This window comes from Limnobacter sp. (assembly GCF_043511195.1).
Lineage (GTDB): Bacteria > Pseudomonadota > Gammaproteobacteria > Burkholderiales > Burkholderiaceae_B > Limnobacter.
The window spans coordinates 799,723-820,174 of record NZ_CP121330.1; the positions used below are offsets into that span (position 1 = coordinate 799,723).

The 20,452-nt window shown below is 52.9% G+C and carries 23 protein-coding genes; 21 read left to right on the plus strand and 2 right to left on the minus strand.

The features are described 5' to 3' along the window. Nucleotides 1-17 precede the first annotated feature (17 nt). The 3 genes from P0D43_RS03815 to P0D43_RS03825 are packed head-to-tail and all read left to right on the plus strand — an operon-like array spanning nt 18 to nt 2,568. A complete protein-coding gene (locus P0D43_RS03815) occupies nt 18-1,355 on the plus strand; it encodes a DUF1329 domain-containing protein (protein ID WP_159567925.1) in 1,338 nt (445 codons plus the stop codon). A 32-nt stretch (nt 1,356-1,387) separates the two neighbouring features. After that, nucleotides 1,388-1,945, plus strand: a complete 558-nt coding sequence (locus tag P0D43_RS03820) for a YaeQ family protein (RefSeq protein ID WP_341236946.1) — start codon at nt 1,388-1,390, stop codon at nt 1,943-1,945. A 14-nt stretch (nt 1,946-1,959) separates the two neighbouring features. Next, on the plus strand, nt 1,960-2,568 hold the full coding sequence (locus tag P0D43_RS03825) for a flavin reductase family protein (protein ID WP_341236947.1): 609 nt from the start codon (nt 1,960-1,962) through the stop codon (nt 2,566-2,568). On the opposite strand, the gene P0D43_RS03830 is transcribed toward P0D43_RS03825, so the two are convergent. Beyond that, nucleotides 2,565-3,236 (minus strand): GntR family transcriptional regulator, encoded by a 672-nt coding sequence (locus tag P0D43_RS03830; protein ID WP_341236948.1) that lies wholly within the window; start codon nt 3,234-3,236, stop codon nt 2,565-2,567. The genes P0D43_RS03825 and P0D43_RS03830 overlap by 4 nt on opposite strands. A 168-nt stretch (nt 3,237-3,404) precedes the next feature. Here P0D43_RS03830 and P0D43_RS03835 point away from each other — a divergent pair, with 168 nt between their 5' ends. The 15 genes from P0D43_RS03835 (at nt 3,405) to P0D43_RS03905 (ending at nt 16,749) form a co-directional block, all read left to right on the plus strand. After that, entirely contained in the window at nt 3,405-4,124 is a 720-nt protein-coding gene (locus tag P0D43_RS03835; RefSeq protein ID WP_341236949.1) for a haloacid dehalogenase type II, read from the plus strand. A gap of 34 nt (nt 4,125-4,158) precedes the next feature. Further along, a complete protein-coding gene (locus P0D43_RS03840) occupies nt 4,159-4,911 on the plus strand; it encodes an Asp/Glu racemase (protein WP_159567929.1) in 753 nt (250 codons plus the stop codon). 98 nt (nt 4,912-5,009) lie between these two features. Beyond that, nucleotides 5,010-6,029 carry a TRAP transporter substrate-binding protein DctP gene (dctP, locus tag P0D43_RS03845; protein WP_159567930.1) on the plus strand — a complete coding sequence of 340 codons (1,020 nt, stop codon included), beginning with the start codon at nt 5,010-5,012 and terminating at the stop codon, nt 6,027-6,029. 81 nt (nt 6,030-6,110) lie between these two features. After that, entirely contained in the window at nt 6,111-6,659 is a 549-nt protein-coding gene (locus P0D43_RS03850) for a TRAP transporter small permease (RefSeq protein ID WP_159567931.1), read from the plus strand. Nucleotide 6,660: 1 nt separating this feature from the next. After that, a complete protein-coding gene (locus P0D43_RS03855; protein WP_159567932.1) occupies nt 6,661-8,004 on the plus strand; it encodes a TRAP transporter large permease in 1,344 nt (447 codons plus the stop codon). A 14-nt stretch (nt 8,005-8,018) separates the two neighbouring features. After that, complete coding sequence (gene mdcA, locus P0D43_RS03860; protein ID WP_394673279.1) at nt 8,019-9,683, plus strand: malonate decarboxylase subunit alpha; 1,665 nt, start codon at nt 8,019-8,021, stop codon at nt 9,681-9,683. A gap of 12 nt (nt 9,684-9,695) precedes the next feature. Next, nucleotides 9,696-10,019 (plus strand): malonate decarboxylase acyl carrier protein, encoded by a 324-nt coding sequence (gene mdcC, locus P0D43_RS03865; RefSeq protein WP_394673280.1) that lies wholly within the window; start codon nt 9,696-9,698, stop codon nt 10,017-10,019. Further along, nucleotides 10,009-10,908, plus strand: coding sequence for a biotin-independent malonate decarboxylase subunit beta (locus P0D43_RS03870; RefSeq protein WP_394673281.1), 900 nt, complete (start codon nt 10,009-10,011; stop codon nt 10,906-10,908). The genes mdcC and P0D43_RS03870 overlap by 11 nt, the downstream gene beginning before the upstream one ends. Next, nucleotides 10,905-11,630 (plus strand): biotin-independent malonate decarboxylase subunit gamma, encoded by a 726-nt coding sequence (gene mdcE, locus P0D43_RS03875; protein WP_394673282.1) that lies wholly within the window; start codon nt 10,905-10,907, stop codon nt 11,628-11,630. Before P0D43_RS03870 ends, mdcE begins: the two co-directional genes overlap by 4 nt. A gap of 10 nt (nt 11,631-11,640) precedes the next feature. Next, nucleotides 11,641-12,339: a malonate decarboxylase holo-[acyl-carrier-protein] synthase gene (mdcG, locus tag P0D43_RS03880; protein ID WP_394673283.1), complete on the plus strand. Its 699-nt coding sequence runs from the start codon at nt 11,641-11,643 to the stop codon at nt 12,337-12,339. Then, on the plus strand, nt 12,336-13,214 hold the full coding sequence (locus P0D43_RS03885; protein ID WP_159567937.1) for a triphosphoribosyl-dephospho-CoA synthase: 879 nt from the start codon (nt 12,336-12,338) through the stop codon (nt 13,212-13,214). The genes mdcG and P0D43_RS03885 overlap by 4 nt, the downstream gene beginning before the upstream one ends. Then, nucleotides 13,211-14,128 carry an acyltransferase domain-containing protein gene (locus tag P0D43_RS03890; RefSeq protein ID WP_341236955.1) on the plus strand — a complete coding sequence of 306 codons (918 nt, stop codon included), beginning with the start codon at nt 13,211-13,213 and terminating at the stop codon, nt 14,126-14,128. Before P0D43_RS03885 ends, P0D43_RS03890 begins: the two co-directional genes overlap by 4 nt. Before the next feature lie 15 nt (nt 14,129-14,143). After that, on the plus strand, nt 14,144-14,971 hold the full coding sequence (locus P0D43_RS03895) for a sulfite exporter TauE/SafE family protein (RefSeq protein ID WP_236550764.1): 828 nt from the start codon (nt 14,144-14,146) through the stop codon (nt 14,969-14,971). Nucleotides 14,972-15,067: 96 nt separating this feature from the next. Next, the gene (locus tag P0D43_RS03900) at nt 15,068-15,601 is read left to right on the plus strand and encodes a DUF3455 domain-containing protein (RefSeq protein WP_341236956.1); all 534 of its coding nucleotides are present in this window, start codon (nt 15,068-15,070) and stop codon (nt 15,599-15,601) included. 191 nt (nt 15,602-15,792) lie between these two features. Further along, nucleotides 15,793-16,749, plus strand: coding sequence for a sulfite exporter TauE/SafE family protein (locus tag P0D43_RS03905; protein ID WP_394673284.1), 957 nt, complete (start codon nt 15,793-15,795; stop codon nt 16,747-16,749). Between the two features lie 74 nt (nt 16,750-16,823). On the opposite strand, the gene P0D43_RS03910 is transcribed toward P0D43_RS03905, so the two are convergent. Beyond that, a complete protein-coding gene (locus P0D43_RS03910) occupies nt 16,824-17,912 on the minus strand; it encodes a Fic family protein (RefSeq protein WP_394673285.1) in 1,089 nt (362 codons plus the stop codon). Between the two features lie 206 nt (nt 17,913-18,118). Here P0D43_RS03910 and P0D43_RS03915 point away from each other — a divergent pair, with 206 nt between their 5' ends. The 3 genes from P0D43_RS03915 to P0D43_RS03925 all read left to right on the plus strand — a co-directional run bounded on the left by P0D43_RS03915 (nt 18,119) and on the right by P0D43_RS03925 (nt 20,443). Then, nucleotides 18,119-18,649 (plus strand): DUF6795 domain-containing protein, encoded by a 531-nt coding sequence (locus P0D43_RS03915; RefSeq protein ID WP_159567942.1) that lies wholly within the window; start codon nt 18,119-18,121, stop codon nt 18,647-18,649. 134 nt (nt 18,650-18,783) lie between these two features. Then, on the plus strand, nt 18,784-19,221 hold the full coding sequence (locus P0D43_RS03920) for a DUF6795 domain-containing protein (RefSeq protein ID WP_159567943.1): 438 nt from the start codon (nt 18,784-18,786) through the stop codon (nt 19,219-19,221). Beyond that, nucleotides 19,214-20,443, plus strand: coding sequence for a lipase family protein (locus P0D43_RS03925; protein WP_341236959.1), 1,230 nt, complete (start codon nt 19,214-19,216; stop codon nt 20,441-20,443). Before P0D43_RS03920 ends, P0D43_RS03925 begins: the two co-directional genes overlap by 8 nt. Nucleotides 20,444-20,452 lie beyond the last annotated feature (9 nt).

Below are 20,452 nucleotides of genomic sequence, written 5' to 3' on the forward strand. Positions count from 1 at the left end.
CACAAGGAGACAATGAGATGGCAGTGCAAAAGATGAAATACGGGTTGCTGGCCGCAGCAATTGTTTTAGGGAGTGGCGCAGCACTGGCCAATGACCTGTCTGAACTGGGCAAAAGCCTGACGCCCGTGGGCGCAGAGAAAAAGGGCAATGCCGCGGGCACCATCCCTGATTGGACCGGCGGCTTGGTTAAGCCGCCAGCAGGATTTGATCCAGCAAAAGGCTACACCAACCCGTTTGCGGATGAAAAGCCACTGTTTACTGTTAGTTCCGCCAACATGGACCAGTACAAGGCCAACCTGACGCCCGGTCAAATGGAAATGATGAAGCGTTACCCCACCTACAAAATGAATGTGTACAAAACACATCGCACAGCAGGTTACCGCCAGTCCGTGTACGACAACGCCAAAGCCGAAGCACCCAATGTGAAGTTGGTGGACGGTGGCAACGGTGTGCAGGGCATCAAAAAATCCAATATCCCGTTTCCATTACCCAAGAGCGGCGTGGAAGTGATCTGGAATCACAACTTCCGTGATTTGGGCGGCTCGTTTACGCGCTACTCCGCTGACTTCCCGGTTCAAACCGATGGCTCATTCACCGTGGGCAAGCGTATTGAAACCGTGTCGCTGGCTTCCTTCATGGACAACCCTGAAGAAAACCGCATTTTGTACTTCATGAACCAGATCACCGCGCCTGCCAATGCAGCCGGTGAAGTCGCCTTGGTGCACGAGCCGATCAACCAGGTTGAAGAACCCCGCCTGGCCTGGCAGTACAACCCCGGGCAGCGCCGCGTTATTCGTGCGCCAGAGCTGGCCTACGATTCCCCAGGTATTGGTGCAGATGGTCTGCGTACCAATGACGACCTGAACGGTTTCAACGGTTCGCCCGATCGCTATGAGTGGAAGTTGGTGGGCAAAAAAGAGATGTTCGTGCCTTACAACAACTACAAGTTGGCCGATCAAACCTTGAAGTACAGCAGCATTATTCAGAAAAGCCACATCAATCCTGAAATGGTGCGCTACGAGTTGCACCGTGTTTGGGTGGTGGAGGCCACGCTGAAGCCCGGCAAACGTCATATTTATGCCAAGCGCGTGTTCTACATTGACGAAGATTCATGGGGCGTATTGCATGCTGACCAGTACGACAGTCGCAATAGCTTGTGGCGTGTTCGTGAAGTGTTTGGCACCCAGGCTTACCATGCACCTGCGTTTGTTTCATCTGGCGAGGTGATCTACGACTTGCAGTCACGCCGTTACCTGGTGGGTGGTTTGACCAACGAAGAAAAGTTTGCCGAGTTTGGCAAGAAGTACTCACCTGCCGACTTCTCGACAGCAGCCTTGCGCCGCATGGGTCGTTAATCACGCAGTAATCAGCGATAATCGCGGTTTGAATGTTTCAAACCGCGAGTCGCCCCATGGCCCTTCGAGCCACTGTCTACAAAGTTCAACTGGATGTGTCCGATCTGGACCGCAACCACTTTGCCCAATACCCCCTTACGCTAGCTTTGCACCCTTCTGAAACCGAAGAGCGCATGATGGTTCGGTTGCTGGCCTTTGCCATGCATGCCGGGCAAGACGTTCAATTCGGCAAAGGTTTGTCGGCTGAAGAAGAGGCTGCGGTGTGGGAAGTCGACCCCACGGGGCAAATCAAGGTGTGGGTCGATGTGGGGCAACCCGACGAAAGCCGAATTCGCAAAGCCTGCGGCCGTTCAGACCGCGTGGTGATTTACTGCTACACCCGTTCAGCAGAAGTGTGGTGGAGACAAAACCAGGACTGGTTGAACAAACTGGACAAAGTTCAGGTGCTGCAACTGAGCGTTGAAGACGGCGCAACACTGGCAGGTCTTGCCCAGCGCAACATGAACCTGGCCTGCACAGTGCAGGAAGGCATGGTGTATTTGGGTGAAAGTGCGGTGCAGCCTGTTATTCTGAAAAATGTCTTAGTGTAAGGAGTCAAGCCCACATGTACTTCAACACCTCAGAAATCAGCCCTCGCGACAACTACCAGCTGCTCACCGGTGCTGTGGTGCCACGCCCCATTGCCTGGGTCAGTACCTTAAGTGAAAACGGCATTGCGAATTTGGCACCGTATTCATTTTTCACCGTGGCCAGTTGCAAGCCGCCCGTGTTGTGCGTGGTGCAGGTGAACCCGCGCAACCGCGCCGAGAAAGACACCCTCACCAATCTACAAACCACGCGTGAATGCGTGGTGAATGTAGTTAGCCATGTGTTGGTGGACGCCATGAACACCAGTTGTGGCGATTTTCCGCCTGAAGTGGATGAGTTCGAAAAAGCAGGCTTGAAAAAATCGCTCAGCAAGGCTGTGGCAGCACCCGGTGTAGAAGAGGCACTGGTGCGCTTCGAATGCAATTTGCGCGAAGTGAAGCTGGTTGGTGAGGGCCCCATGGGCGGCTCGATGATGCTGCTGGATGTACTGGGTGTGGAAGTGAGCGAAGCCGCCATGCGGGAAGGCCGAATCGCCAACGATCTGCTGGACGCAGTGGGCAAGCTTGCGGGCGACGGATATTGCACCACCCGCAGCAATTTTGAGTTAGCAAGACCGAAACTTTAAGCCGCCGAGCGCGCCTTCAACAAAGGCAGCGACGCCACCAAGTCTGCAAAGCGCTGTCCTTGCACCATCACATGGCTGCGCAGCAATTCGTTGGCGGTGTCGCCGTCACCGCCCAAAATTGCTTTCACAATTGCATCATGTTCATCCAGTGAAGTGGGAATGCGGCCACGAACTCGCAATTGCAAACGGCGATAGGGGCGTAACCTTCTGCGCAAACCCCAGGCCTGTTCCATCAAAAACTCATTGTGGCTTCCGCGATAAATCACGCCGTGGAATTTGTCATTGAGTTGATAGTATTCGTCGGGGTCGCCGCCTTTTTCCATGGCGGCCTTGCATTCTTCATGGGTGGCGATCAGTTCTTGTTGTTCTTCATCGGTGAGTCGGCGGGCTGCAAGGCGGCCGCACATGCCTTCGAATTCGCCCATCACCTCGAACATTTCCACCAGTTGCTGGGCGCTGAACTGCGCCACCACGGCGCCGCGGCGCGCGCGCAGTTCGACCAAACCAGCTGTGGCCAGTTGGTTCAGGGCTTCACGAATGGGAGTTCTAGACACACCAAAGCGTTCTGCCAGCTCGGTTTCATCAAGATGGTCGCCTGGTGGCAGCTTGCCAAAAGCGATCAACTCTTCGATTTGGTCCCGTACGTCTTCTGACAGTTTTTTCTTCATGGGGTAATAAAAAAAATGAATCAGCGTTATTGACAATGTATACGAGCGGAATTAGTCTTGTATACAAGAAATTAAATAACGCATGCAAAATGCGATGCTCTATATACAATCATAAGAGAGCACAGCCCCAAACACAATGAGTTTCGGGGGAACCTTGAGGAGACATGGATGAGTCACGCAGCCAGCGCTGTCAAAGCGCTTGCATTTGATGTTTTTGGCACGGTTGTAGACTGGCGCGGCAGTGTTGCACGCGAAGTCGCATTGATCGCCCAGCACCTGAACATTCAGGTGGATGCTTTGGCGTTTGCCGATGCCTGGCGCGCAGGGTACGCGCCTGCCATGGACCGCGTGCGCAAAGGTGAATTGCCCTGGATGCACATCGATAGCCTGCACCGCATGATTCTCGACTCCATCGTTGAGCAATTTGGTTTGGCCCGATTGAGCAATGAACAACGCGAAAACCTGAACAAGGTATGGCACCGCCTTGCGCCTTGGCCCGACACCGTGGCTGGCCTGCATGCCCTGAAAAAACAATTCACCATCACAACGCTTTCAAATGGCAATTTTTCATTGCTCACCGCCATGGCCAAAAATGCCCACCTGCCGTGGGACTGCATTGTGTCGGCCGAACTGTTCAAGCACTACAAGCCCGACCCGGAAACCTACCATGGCGTGGCGGGCTTGCTGAACTTGCCCATTGAGCAAGTGATGTTGTGTGCTTCACACCCCAGTGATTTGCGCGCCGCCAAGGCACAGGGCATGCGTACTGCCTATGTGATGCGTCCTTTTGAATTTGGTGAACACGTGCCGCTGCCTAAAGTGGAAGCGGGCGAGTTCGATTTTGTAGCACAAGACTTTGTGGACCTGGCCCGCCAGTTGGCGAGCTAATTGGCAACTTAGGCCCACACACACGGAGTATTCAATGAGCAAGATTTACCGCATTGGCCAAATTGTGCCAAGTTCCAACACCACCATGGAAACAGAAATCCCAGCGATTCTGCGTGCACGCGAAGCCGTGGAAGCCGAGCGTTTCACCTTCCATTCAAGCCGCATGCGCATGCAACATGTGACCAAAGAAGAGTTGGCCAAGATGGACTCCGACTCTGACCGTTGTGCACTTGAGTTGGCCGATGCCCGTGTGGATGTGCTGGGCTATGCCTGCCTGGTTGCGATCATGAGCATGGGTTTGGGTTATCACAAAAAATCGGAAGCGCGTTTGCATGGCCGTACGGTAGAGGCCGGTGGCCCTGCGCCGGTGGTGACCAGTGCGGGTGCCCTGGTGGATGGTTTGAAAGCGATTGGTGCCAAGAAGGTGGCCATTCTGACGCCGTACATGAAACCACTGACCCAGTTGGTGGTGGACTACATTGAGCATGAGGGCATCGAGGTGCTCGACAGCATTTCACTGGAAGTATCCAATAATTTGGAAGTGGGTTTGTTGAACCCGCTGGCCCCGGTTGAGCACACCAAAAAACTGAACACAGCCAATGTAGACGCCATTGTGGCCTCGGCCTGTGTGCAAATGCCATCGCTGGCCTCCATTCAGCAAATCGAAGACCGTGCGGGTATGCCCGTATTGTCTTCTTCGGTTGCAACCACTTACATGATGTTAAAGAAATTGGGTCTGAAGACCTATGCCCCGGGCTTCGGCTCACTGTTGTCCGGGAATTATTGAACGAACCCAGAAATTTCGTTCGGATGTGGAAAGCGTTGGCGAATCACTCACCTGGTTCAATAGCGTCCAATTATTAGAAGCAGAGAGGAGACTTACTCATGAAGTTCATGATCAAACCCCTGGTGGCCGGTATGGCCGCAGCAGCAATCACATTTGGTTTCGTCAACACAGTGTCGGCACAAACCACCACCATCAAGGTATCGCACCAGTTCCCGGGCGGTACGGAAGAAAAAGGCGATTTCCGCGATCGCCTGGTGCGCAAGTTTGCACGTGAAGTATCCGAGAAAACCAATGGCAGTCTGAAGTTTGAAATTTTCCCCGGCAGCTCGCTGGTTAAAACCTTTGCGCAGTTTGGTGCCTTGCAGAATGGTTCTGTGGACATGACCCTGTACCCACTGGCCTACGAAGGCGGAAAAATTCCACAGGTGAACATCACCTTGATGCCCGGCATGATCACCAGCTACGAACAAGGCCACCGCTGGAAAGGCCAGCCTATCGGCAATGAGCTGGAAAAATTGCTGGAAAGCAAAGGCGTGAAAGTGGTCACCTGGATTTGGCAAGCCGGTGGTATTGCTTCCAAGAAAAAAGTATTGGCCCCCGATGATGTGAAGGGTGTGAAAATTCGCGGTGCTTCCAAGCACATGGATTTGATGTTGAAAGGTGCTGGTGGTTCAATCACCAACGTGCCTTCCAACGAAGTTTACAGCGCCATGCAAACCGGCGTGTTGGACGCAGCTGTCACATCCAGCACGTCCATCATTTCTTTCCGTCTGGAAGAAGTGGGCGACCACTTGACCGACGCCAGCCAGAATTCTTTCTGGTTCATGTTTGAACCCCTCTTGATGGCCAAGTCAACCTTTGACCGCCTGACACCTGCCCAACAGAAAGCGGTGATGGAAGTGGGTGCAAGCCTGGAAAAGTTCTCTATCGAAGAGTCCAAGAAAGACGACCAGATGGCTGCTGAAGTGTGGAAGAAAGCAGGCAAGAAAGCCTACGCCATGGACGATGCAACTTTCGCCAAGTGGCGTGCTGTTGCCGAGAAATCCGCCTGGAAAGATTTCGCTGAAGAAGTGAAAGATGGCCAGAAGTGGTTGGACATGGCCACTGCCGTTAAATAAAGCAGTTAAGCAAAGCAAAGCGCACCAAACCTATTTCGACAAGATTTGGGTTTGGTGTTCAAGTTCCACTCGGAGAAAACTATGAACAACCCATTGTGGCGACTGTTCAGCGGCACGGTGCGCGGCTTCAACCAAGCCATGGCCTACTTGTCCGCACTTCTGATTTTGATTTGTTCACTCGTACTGGTGTACGAAGTCGTAACACGATACATCCTGAATATTTCAAATGACTGGGTCATCGAACTCAGCATTTTCATGTTGATTGCTGCCACTTTCCTGGCCGCTGCGCACACACAGCGCGAGCGTGGGCACGTGGGCATTGAAATTCTTGACGAAATCATGTCAAAGCGAGCAAGTCGAATTCGCCTGTTGTTGGGCGATATTTTGTCGATGCTTTTTTGTGGCCTGGTGGCTTACTTGTCTGCAGTGTATTGCCATGAGGCCTGGGATCAGGGCTGGGCGACCAGCTCGACCTGGGGCCCCAAGTTGTGGATTCCCTACTTTTTTATGGCGTTTGGCATGCTGTTGCTGACACTGCAATTCATTGTGCAAATCGTGGAAGGCTTGATGGGCAAGGCCCCTGAATTGCCAAAGCACGGGCACGCAACCACAAGCGGACAAGGGGGCTAATATGGGCGTCGTCGAAATTGGCCTGATTTACACGGCCCTGACATTGGTGTTGCTGTTCTCGGGCATGCCCATTGCGTTTGCGCTGGGTTCATCGGCCGTGATCATCATGTATTTTTTCATGCCTGCGACCAATATTCATTTGATTGCAGAAACAATTTTCGGTGAACTTGAAAACTTCACCTTGTTGACCATTCCGCTGTTTATTCTCATGGGGGCTGCCATTGGCAAAACCCGTGCGGCGGTGGATTTGTATGAATCGGCCTACCGCTGGTTGTACCGCATGCCAGGCAGCCTGGGTGTGGCCAACGTAATGGGTTGTACCATTTTCGCAGCGCTGTGTGGTTCAAGTCCTGCAACCTGCGCAGCCATTGGCGGCATGGGAATTCCTGAAATGCGCAAGCGTGGTTACAGTGGTGCCTTGGCATCTGGCTTGATCGCTGCGGGCGGTACTTTGGGTATTTTGATTCCACCCAGCATTACCTTGATTATTTATGGGGTCATGGCCGAGCAGTCCATCGGCAAGTTGTTTGTCGCGGGTATTGTTCCCGGCTTCTTGCTGGCCGTGCTGTTTTCGCTGTGGGTGGTCATTAAATACATTCGCGACCGCCACGAATGGATGAGAACTGCAAGCCCCGAAGAAATTGCGAAAGTGGCCCAGAAAGAGCACTTCACCTGGAAAGAAAAGATGGAGTCGCTGCCGCGTCTGCTGCCTTTTCTGCTGTTGATTGCGCTGATCATGGGTGCCATGTACGGCGGTTTCGGTACACCTTCGGAAGTGGCCGGTGTGGGTGCAGTTGCCGCGCTTATCTTGGTGATTGCACTGTACAAGTGCTACCAGTGGACCGACCTTCGCGCCATTTTTACAGGCACAGCGAAAGAAAGCTGCATGGTCATGATGATCATCGCCATGTCCTTCCTGTTCACCTACGTGATGAGCTATCTGCGTATTAGCCAAAGTATGGCTGAATGGCTGGTGGCACTGGAAATGTCGAAGTGGGCTTTGCTGTTCTGGGTCAACATGTTGTTGCTGGTGTTGGGTTTCTTCCTGCCACCTGTGGCCATTATCCTGATGATCACGCCGGTGATTTTGCCGCCCATTCTGGCTGCTGGTTTTGATCCAATCTGGTTCGGCATTATTTTGACCATCAACATGGAACTGGGCTTGATTACTCCGCCTGTGGGCTTGAACCTGTTCGTGATCAACGGCATTGCGCCCGACATCAAGTTCGGTGAAATTTTCCAGGGCATTATTCCGTTCATCCTGATTATTGCGGGTTACATCGCCTTGCTGGCCGTGTTCCCCGACATCGTGATGTTCCTGCCCGACATGTTGTACGACTACTAAGCAGGACAAATACAATGAGCATAACCAACACTGCATGGCGCCAAGGGCAACAATCCAAGGCGGCCCGGTTGGGCCGCGCTGCCCACCTTGCCGGTGGAAGTTCAGGCAAGGTGGTGAAGGCCGATCAAACTGTGACCTTGCTTGAAAGTGTGATTGAGCCCGGCGACCGAGTTTGCCTGGAAGGCAACAACCAAAAGCAGGCCGACTTTTTGGCGCAATGTTTGGCCAAAGTGAACCCGCAACAAGTGCATGATTTGCACCTGTTGCAGTCGGTGGTGGCTTTGCCCGAACACACCGCGTTGTTCGACAAAGGCATCGCAAAGGAAATTGATTTTTCATTTTCCGGGCCACAAGGCGCACGCCTGGCCAACCTGGTCAGCGCCGGGAAAATCAAGATCAATGCCATTCACACCTACCTGGAATTGTTTGGTCGCTACTTTGTGGATTTAACGCCCAATGTGGCCTTGATTGCAGCCGAGGCTGCAGATGCCCAAGGCAATTTGTACACAGGGCCTAATACCGAGGACACACCTGCCATTGTGGAAGCCGCGGCTTTCAAAAACGGCATTGTGATTGTGCAGGTGAACGAAATACGCGACACACTGCCGCGTGTAGATGTACCCGGCGATTGGGTTGATTTTGTAATTCATGCACCGCGCCCGAATTACATTGAGCCTTTGTTTACACGCGACCCGGCACAAATTTCTGAAATACAAGTGTTGATGGCCATGATGGTGATCAAGGGCATTTACGCGGAGTATGGCGTAAAGCGTTTGAACCACGGAATTGGTTTTGACACCGCAGCCATTGAATTGCTGTTGCCCACTTACGGTGAGCAATTGGGTTTGAAGGGAAAAATTTGTACCAACTGGGCACTGAACCCGCACCCCGCATTGATCCCCGCGATTGAAGCAGGCTTTGTACAAAGTGTGCACAGTTTTGGCAGTGAATTGGGCATGGAAAAATACATTGCTGCAAGGCCCGATGTGTTCTTCACTGGCAACGACGGCAGCATGCGCAGCAACCGCGCGTTTTGTCAGGCGGCAGGGCATTACGCCTGCGACCTGTTCATTGGTTCAACCTTGCAAATTGACACCTACGGCAACAGCAGCACAGCCACCAAGGGCCGAATCGCCGGCTTTGGCGGTGCACCCAATATGGGTGCCGACGCGCGTGGCCGCAGGCATGAAAGCGAAGCCTGGGTAAAGGCTGGGCGTGAAGCGCAGGCCAACCCCAAACACATGCCACGTGGGCGCAAGCTGGTGGTGCAAATGGTAGAAACTTTCCGCGAACACATGGCCCCTGCGTTTGTTGAGCGGCTAGACGCCTGGGACCTGGCCGACAGCATGGGTTTGAACAACCCGCCGGTGATGATTTTTGGTGACGATGTAACCCACATTGTGACCGAAGAAGGCATTGCCAATTTGCTGCTGTGTCGTGGTGAAGAAGAGCGCGAGCAAGCCATTCGTGGCGTGGCCGGCTACACCGAAGTGGGCATGGCCCGCGACAAGAAAAAGGTGGAAGAATTGCGCGCACGTGGTGTGATCAAGCGTGCAGAAGACTTGGGCATTGCCCGGCGCGATGCCACCCGCGATTTGCTGGCTGCAAAAACCGTTAAAGATTTGGTGCGTGCTTCAGGTGGTTTGTACAACCCGCCCAGCCGTTTCCGCAACTGGTAAGGGGTTTTCATCATGAGTATGGAACAACTGAAATACAACTTGCCCAGCAAGGTTCAACAAGCACAACGTGATGCAGTGCTGGTGGGTGTTACCGCAAGCGGCAACTGTGAAGTGTTGCTGGAGAAAGGCAGCGATGGCGCACATTGTTCAGTGGACATTCAAACCTCGGCACGCGGCTTCGGCCAAATTTGGCAAGCTGTGTTGACCGATTTTGTTGAACGCAAAAACGCAGGTGGTTTGAAAATTGAAATTCACGATGTGGGCGCAACACCGGCTGTGGTCAGCCTGCGCCTGGACCAAGCCATCGAGGCATGGGAGAACAAACATGGCCAATAGTTTTCTGGAAGCCAGCGCACGCGACCGTGTGCAGGCTGTGTGCGACGCGGGCAGTTTTCAGGAAATCCTGAAGCCGTCTGATCGCATCAGCAGTCCCCACATGGCGTTGCTTGAACAACCTGTTGCATTCGATGATGGCGTGGTCATTGGACGCGCCACTTTGGGTGGCGTACCTGTGTTGGTGGCAGCCCAGGAAGGTGAGTTTTTGGGCGGTGCCATTGGCGAAGTGCATGGTGCAAAAATTACTGCGCTGATCGCCAAGGCCGTGCAAGAAAAACCACGTGCCGTGTTGCTGATTTTCGAAAGCGGTGGCGTGCGCCTGCACGAGGCCAATGCCGGTTTGATCGCGGTGTCCGAAATTATGCGGGCTGTGTGTTCGGCGCGTGCACAGGGCGTGCAATTCATTGGCCTGATTGGTGGTTCGGCGGGTTGCTTCGGCGGTACGGGTTTGATTGCACGTTGCTGCGATGTGCTGATCATGTCGGAAGAAGGGCGCTTGGCCATGTCGGGCCCGGAGGTCATTGAAACCGTGTATGGCGTGGAAGAATTCGACTCACGCGACCGTGCCTTGGTGTGGCGGGTCAGCGGTGGCAAACACCGTTACGTGATGGGCGACATTCAAGCCTTGGTGGCCGATGACACCGACGCTTTTCGCAACGCGGCTTTGACCGCGCTCGATTCTGACAAAGTGAATTTTGATCTGGAAAACCTGGAGGCTGAACACGCCATGTTGACCCAGCGCTTGCAGCAGTTTGGCGATTGCAGGGATGCCAAAGAAATTTGGCAACGTTTGGGCTTGCCCACAGCAGAGGAATTGGCCCTGATGCCTGCAGATGAATTTGTAAACGCCACGGCCAATGCCCGCAATGTGGCAAGGGGTGCGCGATGAATCAAGACCAGGTTTTGAATGCCTTGTTCGGTGAAGGCTGGAAAGCAGCGTGCCTTGAGGCCGATCATTTTTATGGCCGTGCAACGGCCGGTAACCAGGAAGTGACGGTGATTGGCACTGCCGAGAAAGCCGAGGTGGGTGCAGACATGGCCCTGACCATGGCGCGCGTGGTGATTGAAACCATCAAACAGCGCCCTGGCGAACCCATTGTGTTTTTGCTTGATACGCAAGGCCAACGCCTTCGCCGTCGCGATGAATTGATGGGCCTGAATGGTTACATGGCGCACCTGGCCAAGGCCGTTGAACTGGCACGCCAGCGTGGCCATGTGATCGTCAGCGTGGTGTACGGCGAGGCGGTCAGCGGCGGCTACATCAGCACCGGCATGATGGCCGATGCCTGCTATGCCCTGGCCGATGCAGAAATCAAAGTCATGAACCTGCCAGCCATGTCGCGCATCACGAAAATTCCTTTGGATCATTTGCAAGAACTGGCCAAGCAGTCGCCTGTGTTTTCGCCAGGTGTGGAAAATTATTTCCGCATGGGGCACCTGGATGCAGTGTGGCAAGGTGACTATGCAGCAAAACTGGTCGAATCGATTGCGCATTTGCAGGGCAAGTCGCGTAGCGAGATCGCGAAAGACTCCCGCATTGCACGTGGTGTAGAACGGGGTGGCCGACAGGCGGCGGGTGTTGTGATAAAACGTGTGCTGGGCTCGCAATGAGGGGTCAGCAATGAGTCTGTTCAATCGCCACGATTTTGTGTGGTTGAACCTGAATGCCGTGAAGCAGGCCGACTATATCGGACCTGCTCCCATGGAGCCCGTCAGTGCATTGTCTTTGTTGCACCGTTGGGTGCTGGGCGGTTATCCGTTGATCGTGGCCCGCCAGGAAGAAATTCAGTCAACTGGCCTTCGGGTGGGTTTGGCTGAACCTGCCTCTTGGGGCAAGCGGCGATTGTCATTTGTCGTGAACCGGGCCGACATTCAAAAACACCAGCAGGGCCCTGGCCTAAGCAATGTGGTGCCGCAATTGCCACTGCACTGGCAGGCGGGTGCCCTTGCCCTGAATTCCTTTTTAGGTGAACAGGGTATTTCTGCCCATGTGTACGGCTCAAGTGCTGTGCAACACCTCACCGGTTTGCCCTGTGTCACAGAGAATTCAGATCTGGATGTGTTGTTCAAACCGTTGACCTGGTCGCATGCTGAAAATTTGTGCGTGTACTTGAATTCTTTGCAAACCCGGCACCCCGCATTTCACGTTGACGGTGAAGTGCTCAGCCCCAGTGGGCATGCAGTGCCGTGGCGCGAATTGTGTCGGGCCTTGCCTGAACACAATGCGCAGCTGTTGAGCAAAACCAGTCGTGAAGTCAAGCTGGTGTCACTGACTGATTATCGGTCGGGATTCACCTGCCCGGTTGGGAGTGCGGTATGAAAGAACTCGTAGCGCGAATTGATGCTGCGGCATGTGATGCCCTTTTGCAGGAAGTGGCGCTGGAATACAAGCCTGGCCTGGTTTGCCCCAGCCGAAACGGCAGCCATGCCGACATGAATTGCAGCACCTTCAAGCGCAGCATTCAGGCTTTGCAGGGCTACTTTGGCGAGTGCTTCGCCGCGGGTGTTCAAGGCGCCGAGTTTCGAACACTTCAACGCCTGGGCTTGTCTGCGGAGCAGGCCATGCTGAAGGCGACAGCGGGTGTCAACACCCACAAAGGCGCCATATTCCTGATGGGTTTGCTGGCGGGTGCTGCCGGGGTGCAGTTCCGTGAATACGGTTGCTTCGAGCCGATTGGCTTGGGCCGTTTGGTGGCCGCCAAGTGGGGTGTGAATATTCTACTGGCAGGTGTACAGGATCAGGTTCTGTGTGCTGACACACCCACCCACGGGCGGCGCGTTAGGGACGCTTTCGGTTTGCCGGGTGCCCGCGAGCAGGCAGCTGAAGGTTTTCCGGTGCTGTTTTGGACCACGGTGCCGCAACTGCGTTGGGCCTTGTCCGAGGGGCTTTCGCAAGAGCAGGCGCAGTTGCATGCCCTGGTGTGCACCATTGGCAAATTGCCCGACACCAACCTGGCGCATCGGGGCGGCCTGAAAGGCCTGCAGTGGGCACAAGGCAAAGTGGATCAGTTCCTGGCTGAAGGCGGTGTGTTTGCACCCGGCTGGCGCCTGCGCGCTGAACACTTGTGCGAACAATTCGAGGCCCAGTGGTTAAGCCCCGGCGGCAGTGCCGATCTGCTCTCGGCGGCCCTGTTTGTGCAGGCCTTGGTTCAGGTGAATTCAGAGTTGCCACGTTTCATGACCGCCCGGCAATGAGTCTTTGTATCCTGTGCCCCGGGCAGGGCAGCCAAACACTGGACATGCTGCCGCGTTTGTTGGCAGAGCCCCTGATCGAGCCGCAGCTTGCACCGTTGCTTCATGCCATGCCTTTCGATGCAATGGCCGTGTCGCAAAATCCAGCGGAATGTTTTGCCAATGCCCATGCGCAACCTTTGATCGTGGCGGTGGGTGCCGCCGTGTCGCAAGCGTTAAAAGCACAGGGCATTCGTGTGAATTTAAGTGCGGGCTACAGCATTGGTGAACTGACTGCACATGCGGTGGCTGGCAGTGTGCAGGCATTGGAAAGTGTTGGTTTGGCCGTGAAGCGTGCGCGCTGTATGGACCAGGCCGCACCACCCGCCCACGGCATGATGGCGGTGAAAGGAATTCGCCTTGAGAAATTACATGCCATTGCACAAGAACATGGCCTGGCGGTTGCCATTGTGAACGATGAACAGCATGGCGTGTTGGCGGGCCCCACTGCGGTGATGAAAGCCATTTGCAAGGGCATGGAACGCGAGCTTGGTGCGCATGTGGTGCACTTGAATGTGCAAGTGCCTTCACACACGCCTTGGTTAATTGATGCCACCGTGGCTTATCGCCGCACACTGGAATCTGCAGGTTGGGCGCCGTTCGATTGTCCTGTGCTTAGTGCACTGGATGGCAGCCCGGTCGAGTCGAGTGCAGGCGCAATTGATTGCCTGGCACGCCAGATTTCCGAGCCCTTGCAGTGGGCACGCACCCTGGACCTTGCTCAGGAAATGGGGGCCACGGTGTACTTTGAAACTGGGCCTGGTAACAGCTTGACTCGCATGGTGCGCGAGCGATTCTCCAATGTTCAAGCACGTTCATTGTCCGAATTTCAAAGTTTTGATGGCGCTTTGAGCTGGTTGCGCTCACAGACTTCCTAACCTCACGAGGCCGAATTGGGCGCAGAACTGTTTGCTGAAATTTTTACTGTGCAGGCCGTTCTGGCTTACATTGCAATTGGAATTATTGCCGGCTTTCTGGCGGGTTTGCTGGGTGTGGGGGGCGGCAGCGTGCTGGTGCCTGCACTGGTGTGGGCCTTCAAGCTGGCGGCACTGCCTGGGCAATGGAATTTTCGTTTGGCGCTGGGTACTTCCATGGCGACCATTTTGTTCACATCGGTTTCAAGTGTGCGCTCGCATCACCAACACCGCGCGGTGCGTTGGGATGTCGTTAAAAACTTCATTCCCGGTATATTGTTGGGCACCCTGTTTGGCACATTCCTGGCGCGCCATGTGTCCACCACTTTCCTGATTGTATTTTTCGCCCTGTTCATGGGGTTGGCCTCCTTTCAAATGTTTTTTGAATACAAGCCAAAACCGGGTCGCGTGTTGCCGGGGCGCAATGGGCAAATGGGCGTGGCCACATTCATTGGCACTGCGTCTTCGTTGGTGGCGGTGGGCGGTGGTGCACTCACCGTACCGTTTTTGGTGTGGTGCAACGTCTCGATTAAAAATGCAATTGGCACTGCATCGGCCATGGGTTTTCCCATTGCCCTGGGTGGAACCATTGGTTTCATTTTCAATGGTTGGACCGCACCCGGCCTGCCCACGGGCAGCCTTGGTTTTGTGTACACACCTGCTTTGCTGTTCACGGTCGTAGCCAGCGTGTTGTTGGCACCTTCAGGCGCCAGGGCCGCCCATGTTTTGCCAGCGCCATTGCTGCGAAAAGTGTTTGCTGTGGTGGTGTTTGGTATCGCGGTGAACATGATGCGTGGTGTGTTTTAGGAAACTTTGTCTGCCTTGTCATTCGCTCATTCGTTAGAACTTTCATGAACTGGTGGAGTCCCTTTAAGCCATGAATGAAAAAGCGGAGTGAATTACATGATCCCCCAAAAATGGTTGAGTATCGTCGTGGCTTTTGCGCCCGGCTTGCTGTTTGCGCAAACCGGCGCATCACAAAAAGATTTGCCAGCACTGATCCAGGTGGCCACCGGCAACAGCCTTGTGCTGGAAACCAAAGCCAGCGGGACCATTGAATACCGATGCAGCAAGGCACAAGACCCCCTCACCACTTACAAGTGGGTCATGGTTGGTCCACGGGCCGACCTGAGCGACCAAGGCGGTGAAAAGATTGGCGATTACTCTGGCCCGCCTGCGCGATGGACCCACAAAGACGGATCGTTTGTAACAGGCTCGCAAGTGGCCGTGTCACCCAACAGCAGCAAAAACATTCCCTTGCAACTGGTGAAGACCGATGTGTCTGGCGGGCTTGGCGCGCTGACCGCGATCAGCTACGTTCAGCGTGTGAACACCAAGGGCGGTGTTGCACCTTCCAAAAAATGCTCAGTCGACAATGTGGGTGAAAAAGCGGAAGTGAAATACAGTGCGGAGTATCGGTTCTGGAAGACGAATTAAGTTGGGAGTTATCTAGTTCATGTCTCCCCTTGGGGCGACGAGTGCAGCAGTCATGTTGTGGATACATTCGTTAAATTGTTTTACATGACTAACAGTAATAAGCAACGAACTAATTAATACTTTTTTATTTTTAGCTTCTTCGATACTGTTTGACACCGGCAGCACCTCACGCTGTGTCAAATGGAAAAAACATGAAGCTTTATCGCAACCTGCCCGCCAAAGGCACACCCGTTGTGCCCCCGCTCTCGGCACAGCCTGCCGGCATTGCACAACCGATGGCCATTCGCCTGGCCGTCGGCTTCACCTCCTTGGTACTGCTAACATTAACTGTCTTTGTGATAAGCCGGTTTGCGCTGACCAACGATTACGCCAGCGGACTTTCCCTGATTGAAGAAACCTTGTCAGACAAAATGTTCTGGAGTGCAGTTGCAGTCGGCTTTCTGGCGCAGGCCATCGACGGTGCACTGGGCATGGCCTACGGCATTACCTCAACCACCTTCTTGTTAAGTGCCGGGGCAACGCCCGCCATGGCCAGCGCCAGTGTTCATATCGCAGAAATTTTCACCACGGGCGTATCAGGTGTTTCGCATGCCAAGTTGGGCAACGTCAACAAGAAGCTGTTTTTACGCTTGCTGGTAACCGGCATGATCGGCGCAGTGTTGGGTGCGGTACTGGTTACTCAAATCGACGCAACGGTCATGAAACCCTTTATTTCAGCCTATCTGTTGATCATGGGTATTTACATTCTGAGCAAGGCATGGCGAACCATCAAATCGAATCAGGGCGAACCCAGGCACGTGGGAAAACTGGCCTTGTTCGGTGGTTTCGTTGATTCCGCCGGTGGCGGAGGCTGGGGGCCTGTGGTGACCACATCGCTGGTTGGTTCGGGCAACGATCCCCGAACGACGATTGGTTCTGTCAACTTTGCCGAGTTTTTCCTCGCGCTTGCTGGCGCAGCTTCTTTCACGTTGCTGGCAGGAACGGGTGTTTGGGTACTGGTGTTGGGTTTGGTGATTGGTGGCTTGTTTGCCGCACCTTTCGCTGCGATGGTAACCAAACGATTGAACACGCGCACCTTGCTGATTCTGGTGGGCGTGTTGATCAGCGTCGTGAGTTTTTTCAACCTGTATAAGGCCTTGCTGGTTTAGGGTCGAGAAAACTCATTGATTCGATACGATCGCGGGCATTCTTGGCGATCGTATTTGCTTGTTCTCAGTGCTTTCTAAAGAATTTCATCCTGGCTTAGTAAATTCACAAGCGGCTGATTAATGAAGTAAATATGTTTGCCTTGCGCATGTTCCAGCACAATGCCTTTGCCGACAAGTTCTCGCAAATACTTTGCTGCTGTCTGACGTGAAACTCCCAAGTCGTTTTGAACAAATTCGATTCGGGTGTATGGGTGTCTGAAAAGGTTGTTGAGCAAGTCTTGGGAATAAAGTTTTGGAAGCTCTCTTCTTATTCTTTGTTTGGTACTGGCCATCAATACGCGCATACCTTCTACAAGGTCTACTGTACTTCTTGCTGTAACTGCTACAGCTTGCAGCATGAACAAGACCCATTCATGCCATTGACCGTGGTCCCTTACAATTTGAAGAAGTCGGTAGTAATCGGATTTGTTCTGGTTGATGTATCTGGAAAGGTAAAGAATCGGAATATCCAGCAAGCTGGTTTGCGTCAGATACAGCACGCACAATATTCTGCCGATGCGTCCGTTGCCATCGCTAAAAGGATGAATGCTCTCGAATTGATGGTGAATAAGCGCCATTTTAACCAGTGGATCAAGATCGTCTGGTGTATTAATAAAATGCCCCAGGTTGTCCATGTGTTGCTGAATTTCACTGGCGCTTTGCGGGGGAACAAAAACCGTGGCACCGGTTCGGTCATTTTTCAAAACGGTGCCTGGCATGTGACGAAACCCGTCGGTACTGTTTTTCAATAATTGAAACAGTGCAATCAATGTGCTGTTGGTGAGAAGCCCTTGGTCGAATTGCATTTTCGAAAAACCGTATTTCAAGGCCTCTCTGTAGCGTGAAACCTCTTTGCTGGCCGGCGATACCCAATCCGCAAGCTGTAAATCAGCCTGAAAAAGCTCATCTTGCGTGGTCACGTAACTTTCAATTTCCGAGCTTGCCTTGGCTTCCTGAAGAGTTAACGTGTCGATCAATATGGCTTGATTGGGAATACTTTTGGCGCACCCCTTTAGCTCTGCCAAGTGTCTGTGTGCAACAGCCAAGGCCTTCAAAATAGCGGGATCTTCCCCATTAAAACCGGTGGGAGGCAGTGATGGAATTTGGTAGCTTGCTTTTAACATGACACCCATTACGTATTAAGAATATTGGATTTTTTTAACATGATAGTTGTTTCATGTTGAAAAAACATGGTTTCTTAGGCATAAGAAGTGAATTTCGGATTGAAACATTGGCTCTACCCCCTGTGAGTGACTTGAGTCAGCGGCTTTTTTGAGCCTCAATTTGGCTCTGCTACTGTGTTGCCTTTCCCTTTGAAGGCAACTCATCCATGCGTTTACGTTACTTTTTACTTTTGGGATTTCTCTCTGTTCCCTACTTAATTCTGACAACTTGGGATTTGAGCCTGTTTCAAACTGTTCGACAGGACAACCTGATTTTGTCCCCGGCGGTTAGTGGTCAATTGTTTGATCAAGGGAAGCCCGTAGTCGGGGCAAAAGTGGTTCGGGTGCTCTCTTGGAATATGGACGCCGAACCACGCACTGAAATTACCTTTACGAGTGAGCGCGGTCATTTTCAGTTTCCCGAAGTAAGGGGCGCTGCTGAATTTGGATTTTTGGCCAAATTGTTTCACGTTCCAGTTGTGCTGATTGATGTCAACCTGATTGAGGGGCAGTCTTCAACCTCGCTGTTCTCGAGTGGAAGACATTCATATGACCAAGCAGTTGAGGCGGGTTCTCAGAAAACTAATTTGAGTTGCGATCTGAAAGATCGCCTACTGTTTGAGGGCGTTTTGCCGATCATCGACTGCAAGGTTGAATGGTCTAATCAATTAGAGCTATCCGAATTAGTGATTTTTTGAGCGCTCATGCAGGTCTGATAGTGTGTTTGCTTTCCGTCACAACGCATCACAACCCTATGCGACCAAACCTCGGTAGATGGCTGTTCCCTGCCTGCGCCACTTTTCTTCTCTCTTTCCCCCAAGGATCTCATGCCATGTGGCAAGACAACCTCGTTCTGTCCTCTACGGTAGAGGGTCAATTACTAGATCACGGTAAACCTTTGGCAGGAGTGAAAGTGAAAAGAATTCTTCATTGGAATATGGAGTCTGAGCCACGTACAGCAATTACCTCTACGGATAAGGATGGTCGTTTTCAATTTCCCGAAGTACGCGGTGCGGCAGAGTTCGGTTTTTTAGCAAAGCTGTTTCACGTACCCAATATAAGTCTTCGAATCTATATTCCAATCGACGGTAAAGACTACATGGCCTACGCCACATCGAAAAACTCGTATCAGGACAACGTTGAGACGGGACTTCCCTACATACGTATGAAATGCGATCTGAAAAACAAGGAGTTATTCAACGGTAGGTTGCCAATTATTAACTGTGAAGTAGAAGAATCCGAAGAAAGGAAAAGCCTTAAATATGACTAATCTACTTTTACAACCAAACTACGTTCATGCACTTTCGGGTTTTGCATACGAAGCCGATTCCGTTTTTCGCAATCTAAAAGGGGCGAATCCCGGCAAGTCAGTAGCGCATGTATCTACCCTAAGTTCAGACGAACTAATTCAAGTGGCCAAGTCTCGACAACTTCCAATTCAATCAGATGGATTTGGTACACTCGCCGGCCGATCCGGCCTTTTCAACATCGACCTGCTTAGCGGTTTCGGTTTCGTCGCACACGGCACGGGCAGTCGCAGTAACGAGCTGGTGCTGGTCACGCGCGGCACGAATTTCCAGCACAACAAATTCGATCTCGCAACCAACGCAAACATCGGTTATGGCATCGGCCCACGGGGCAATGTGTTTCACCGGGGGTTTTTGAAAACCTTCAAAAGCTATCAAAACCAGTTGGTGAACTTTGTATCGCAAAGTGGTGCAACGCGACCAAATACTATTCACTGCATGGGCCACAGCCTGGGCGGTGCTTTGGCCAACCTCAATGCGTGCATGTTGCGCGATGCCGGTTTCAATGTGTGCCTGTACACCATTGGTGCGCCGCGCGTGGGTATCGTCAGCTATGCGCAAGACATGACCAAGCAAATTGCACCCAATCAAATTCGGCGCATCGCCAACTCCTGTGATCCGGTTCCCATGGTGCCTTTGTTTCCCTACATGCATGCCTCTCGGGGGTCTTCTGAACTTTTAATACAGCATGGCGAGAAGGTGAGTGTTGATGCGCACCTGCTGCACAGTGGTTATTCCAAAATGGCTCATAGCAGCAGTTGGAGCGACTTTTTACCGATGCCGCATGGCTTGTCGCAGTATGCAAATTTATCGAGAGAATTTGCAAAACTGGGTGGCGGTGGCATGTTCAATGCCAAGCTACTCGACCTTGTTGGCAAACTGACTGAACAGGTGTTGCGTTCAATGGGGTATGCCTACCTGGTCACAGTGCAGGGCGGCTTAAGTCTTGCCGTTACTGCGGCAGATCTGCTTTCAGAAGTGCTGGTAAAGGCCGCCAATGCCAGCAAGCTGCTGGCTGACGATGTGTTCACCATCGTGAATTCAATGCTTGATTTTCTGGGGCGTGCGCCGATCAGCGGTAGTGCTGTCACTGTTCAGACCCTTCACTGGATTCTGGGGCAGTTCAGCACGGAAATGGCTGGGCGGGCGGGGCAGGCCATGTTGAAGGCGCAGAAACCAAGTTAATTCGAAGGG

Bases quoted from the DNA above. Each gene is read 5' to 3' on its own strand.
- P0D43_RS03815 (WP_159567925.1), top strand. From the start codon at position 18: ATGGCAGTGCAAAAGATGAAATACGGGTTGCTGGCCGCAGCAATTGTT.
- P0D43_RS03820 (WP_341236946.1), top strand. From the start codon at position 1,388: ATGTTTCAAACCGCGAGTCGCCCCATGGCCCTTCGAGCCACTGTCTAC.
- P0D43_RS03825 (WP_341236947.1), top strand. From the start codon at position 1,960: ATGTACTTCAACACCTCAGAAATCAGCCCTCGCGACAACTACCAGCTG.
- P0D43_RS03830 (WP_341236948.1), bottom strand. From the start codon at position 3,236: ATGAAGAAAAAACTGTCAGAAGACGTACGGGACCAAATCGAAGAGTTG.
- P0D43_RS03835 (WP_341236949.1), top strand. From the start codon at position 3,405: ATGAGTCACGCAGCCAGCGCTGTCAAAGCGCTTGCATTTGATGTTTTT.
- P0D43_RS03840 (WP_159567929.1), top strand. From the start codon at position 4,159: ATGAGCAAGATTTACCGCATTGGCCAAATTGTGCCAAGTTCCAACACC.
- dctP (WP_159567930.1), top strand. From the start codon at position 5,010: ATGAAGTTCATGATCAAACCCCTGGTGGCCGGTATGGCCGCAGCAGCA.
- P0D43_RS03850 (WP_159567931.1), top strand. From the start codon at position 6,111: ATGAACAACCCATTGTGGCGACTGTTCAGCGGCACGGTGCGCGGCTTC.
- P0D43_RS03855 (WP_159567932.1), top strand. From the start codon at position 6,661: ATGGGCGTCGTCGAAATTGGCCTGATTTACACGGCCCTGACATTGGTG.
- mdcA (WP_394673279.1), top strand. From the start codon at position 8,019: ATGAGCATAACCAACACTGCATGGCGCCAAGGGCAACAATCCAAGGCG.
- mdcC (WP_394673280.1), top strand. From the start codon at position 9,696: ATGAGTATGGAACAACTGAAATACAACTTGCCCAGCAAGGTTCAACAA.
- P0D43_RS03870 (WP_394673281.1), top strand. From the start codon at position 10,009: ATGGCCAATAGTTTTCTGGAAGCCAGCGCACGCGACCGTGTGCAGGCT.
- mdcE (WP_394673282.1), top strand. From the start codon at position 10,905: ATGAATCAAGACCAGGTTTTGAATGCCTTGTTCGGTGAAGGCTGGAAA.
- mdcG (WP_394673283.1), top strand. From the start codon at position 11,641: ATGAGTCTGTTCAATCGCCACGATTTTGTGTGGTTGAACCTGAATGCC.
- P0D43_RS03885 (WP_159567937.1), top strand. From the start codon at position 12,336: ATGAAAGAACTCGTAGCGCGAATTGATGCTGCGGCATGTGATGCCCTT.
- P0D43_RS03890 (WP_341236955.1), top strand. From the start codon at position 13,211: ATGAGTCTTTGTATCCTGTGCCCCGGGCAGGGCAGCCAAACACTGGAC.
- P0D43_RS03900 (WP_341236956.1), top strand. From the start codon at position 15,068: ATGATCCCCCAAAAATGGTTGAGTATCGTCGTGGCTTTTGCGCCCGGC.
- P0D43_RS03905 (WP_394673284.1), top strand. From the start codon at position 15,793: ATGAAGCTTTATCGCAACCTGCCCGCCAAAGGCACACCCGTTGTGCCC.
- P0D43_RS03910 (WP_394673285.1), bottom strand. From the start codon at position 17,912: ATGTTAAAAGCAAGCTACCAAATTCCATCACTGCCTCCCACCGGTTTT.
- P0D43_RS03915 (WP_159567942.1), top strand. From the start codon at position 18,119: ATGCGTTTACGTTACTTTTTACTTTTGGGATTTCTCTCTGTTCCCTAC.
- P0D43_RS03920 (WP_159567943.1), top strand. From the start codon at position 18,784: ATGTGGCAAGACAACCTCGTTCTGTCCTCTACGGTAGAGGGTCAATTA.
- P0D43_RS03925 (WP_341236959.1), top strand. From the start codon at position 19,214: ATGACTAATCTACTTTTACAACCAAACTACGTTCATGCACTTTCGGGT.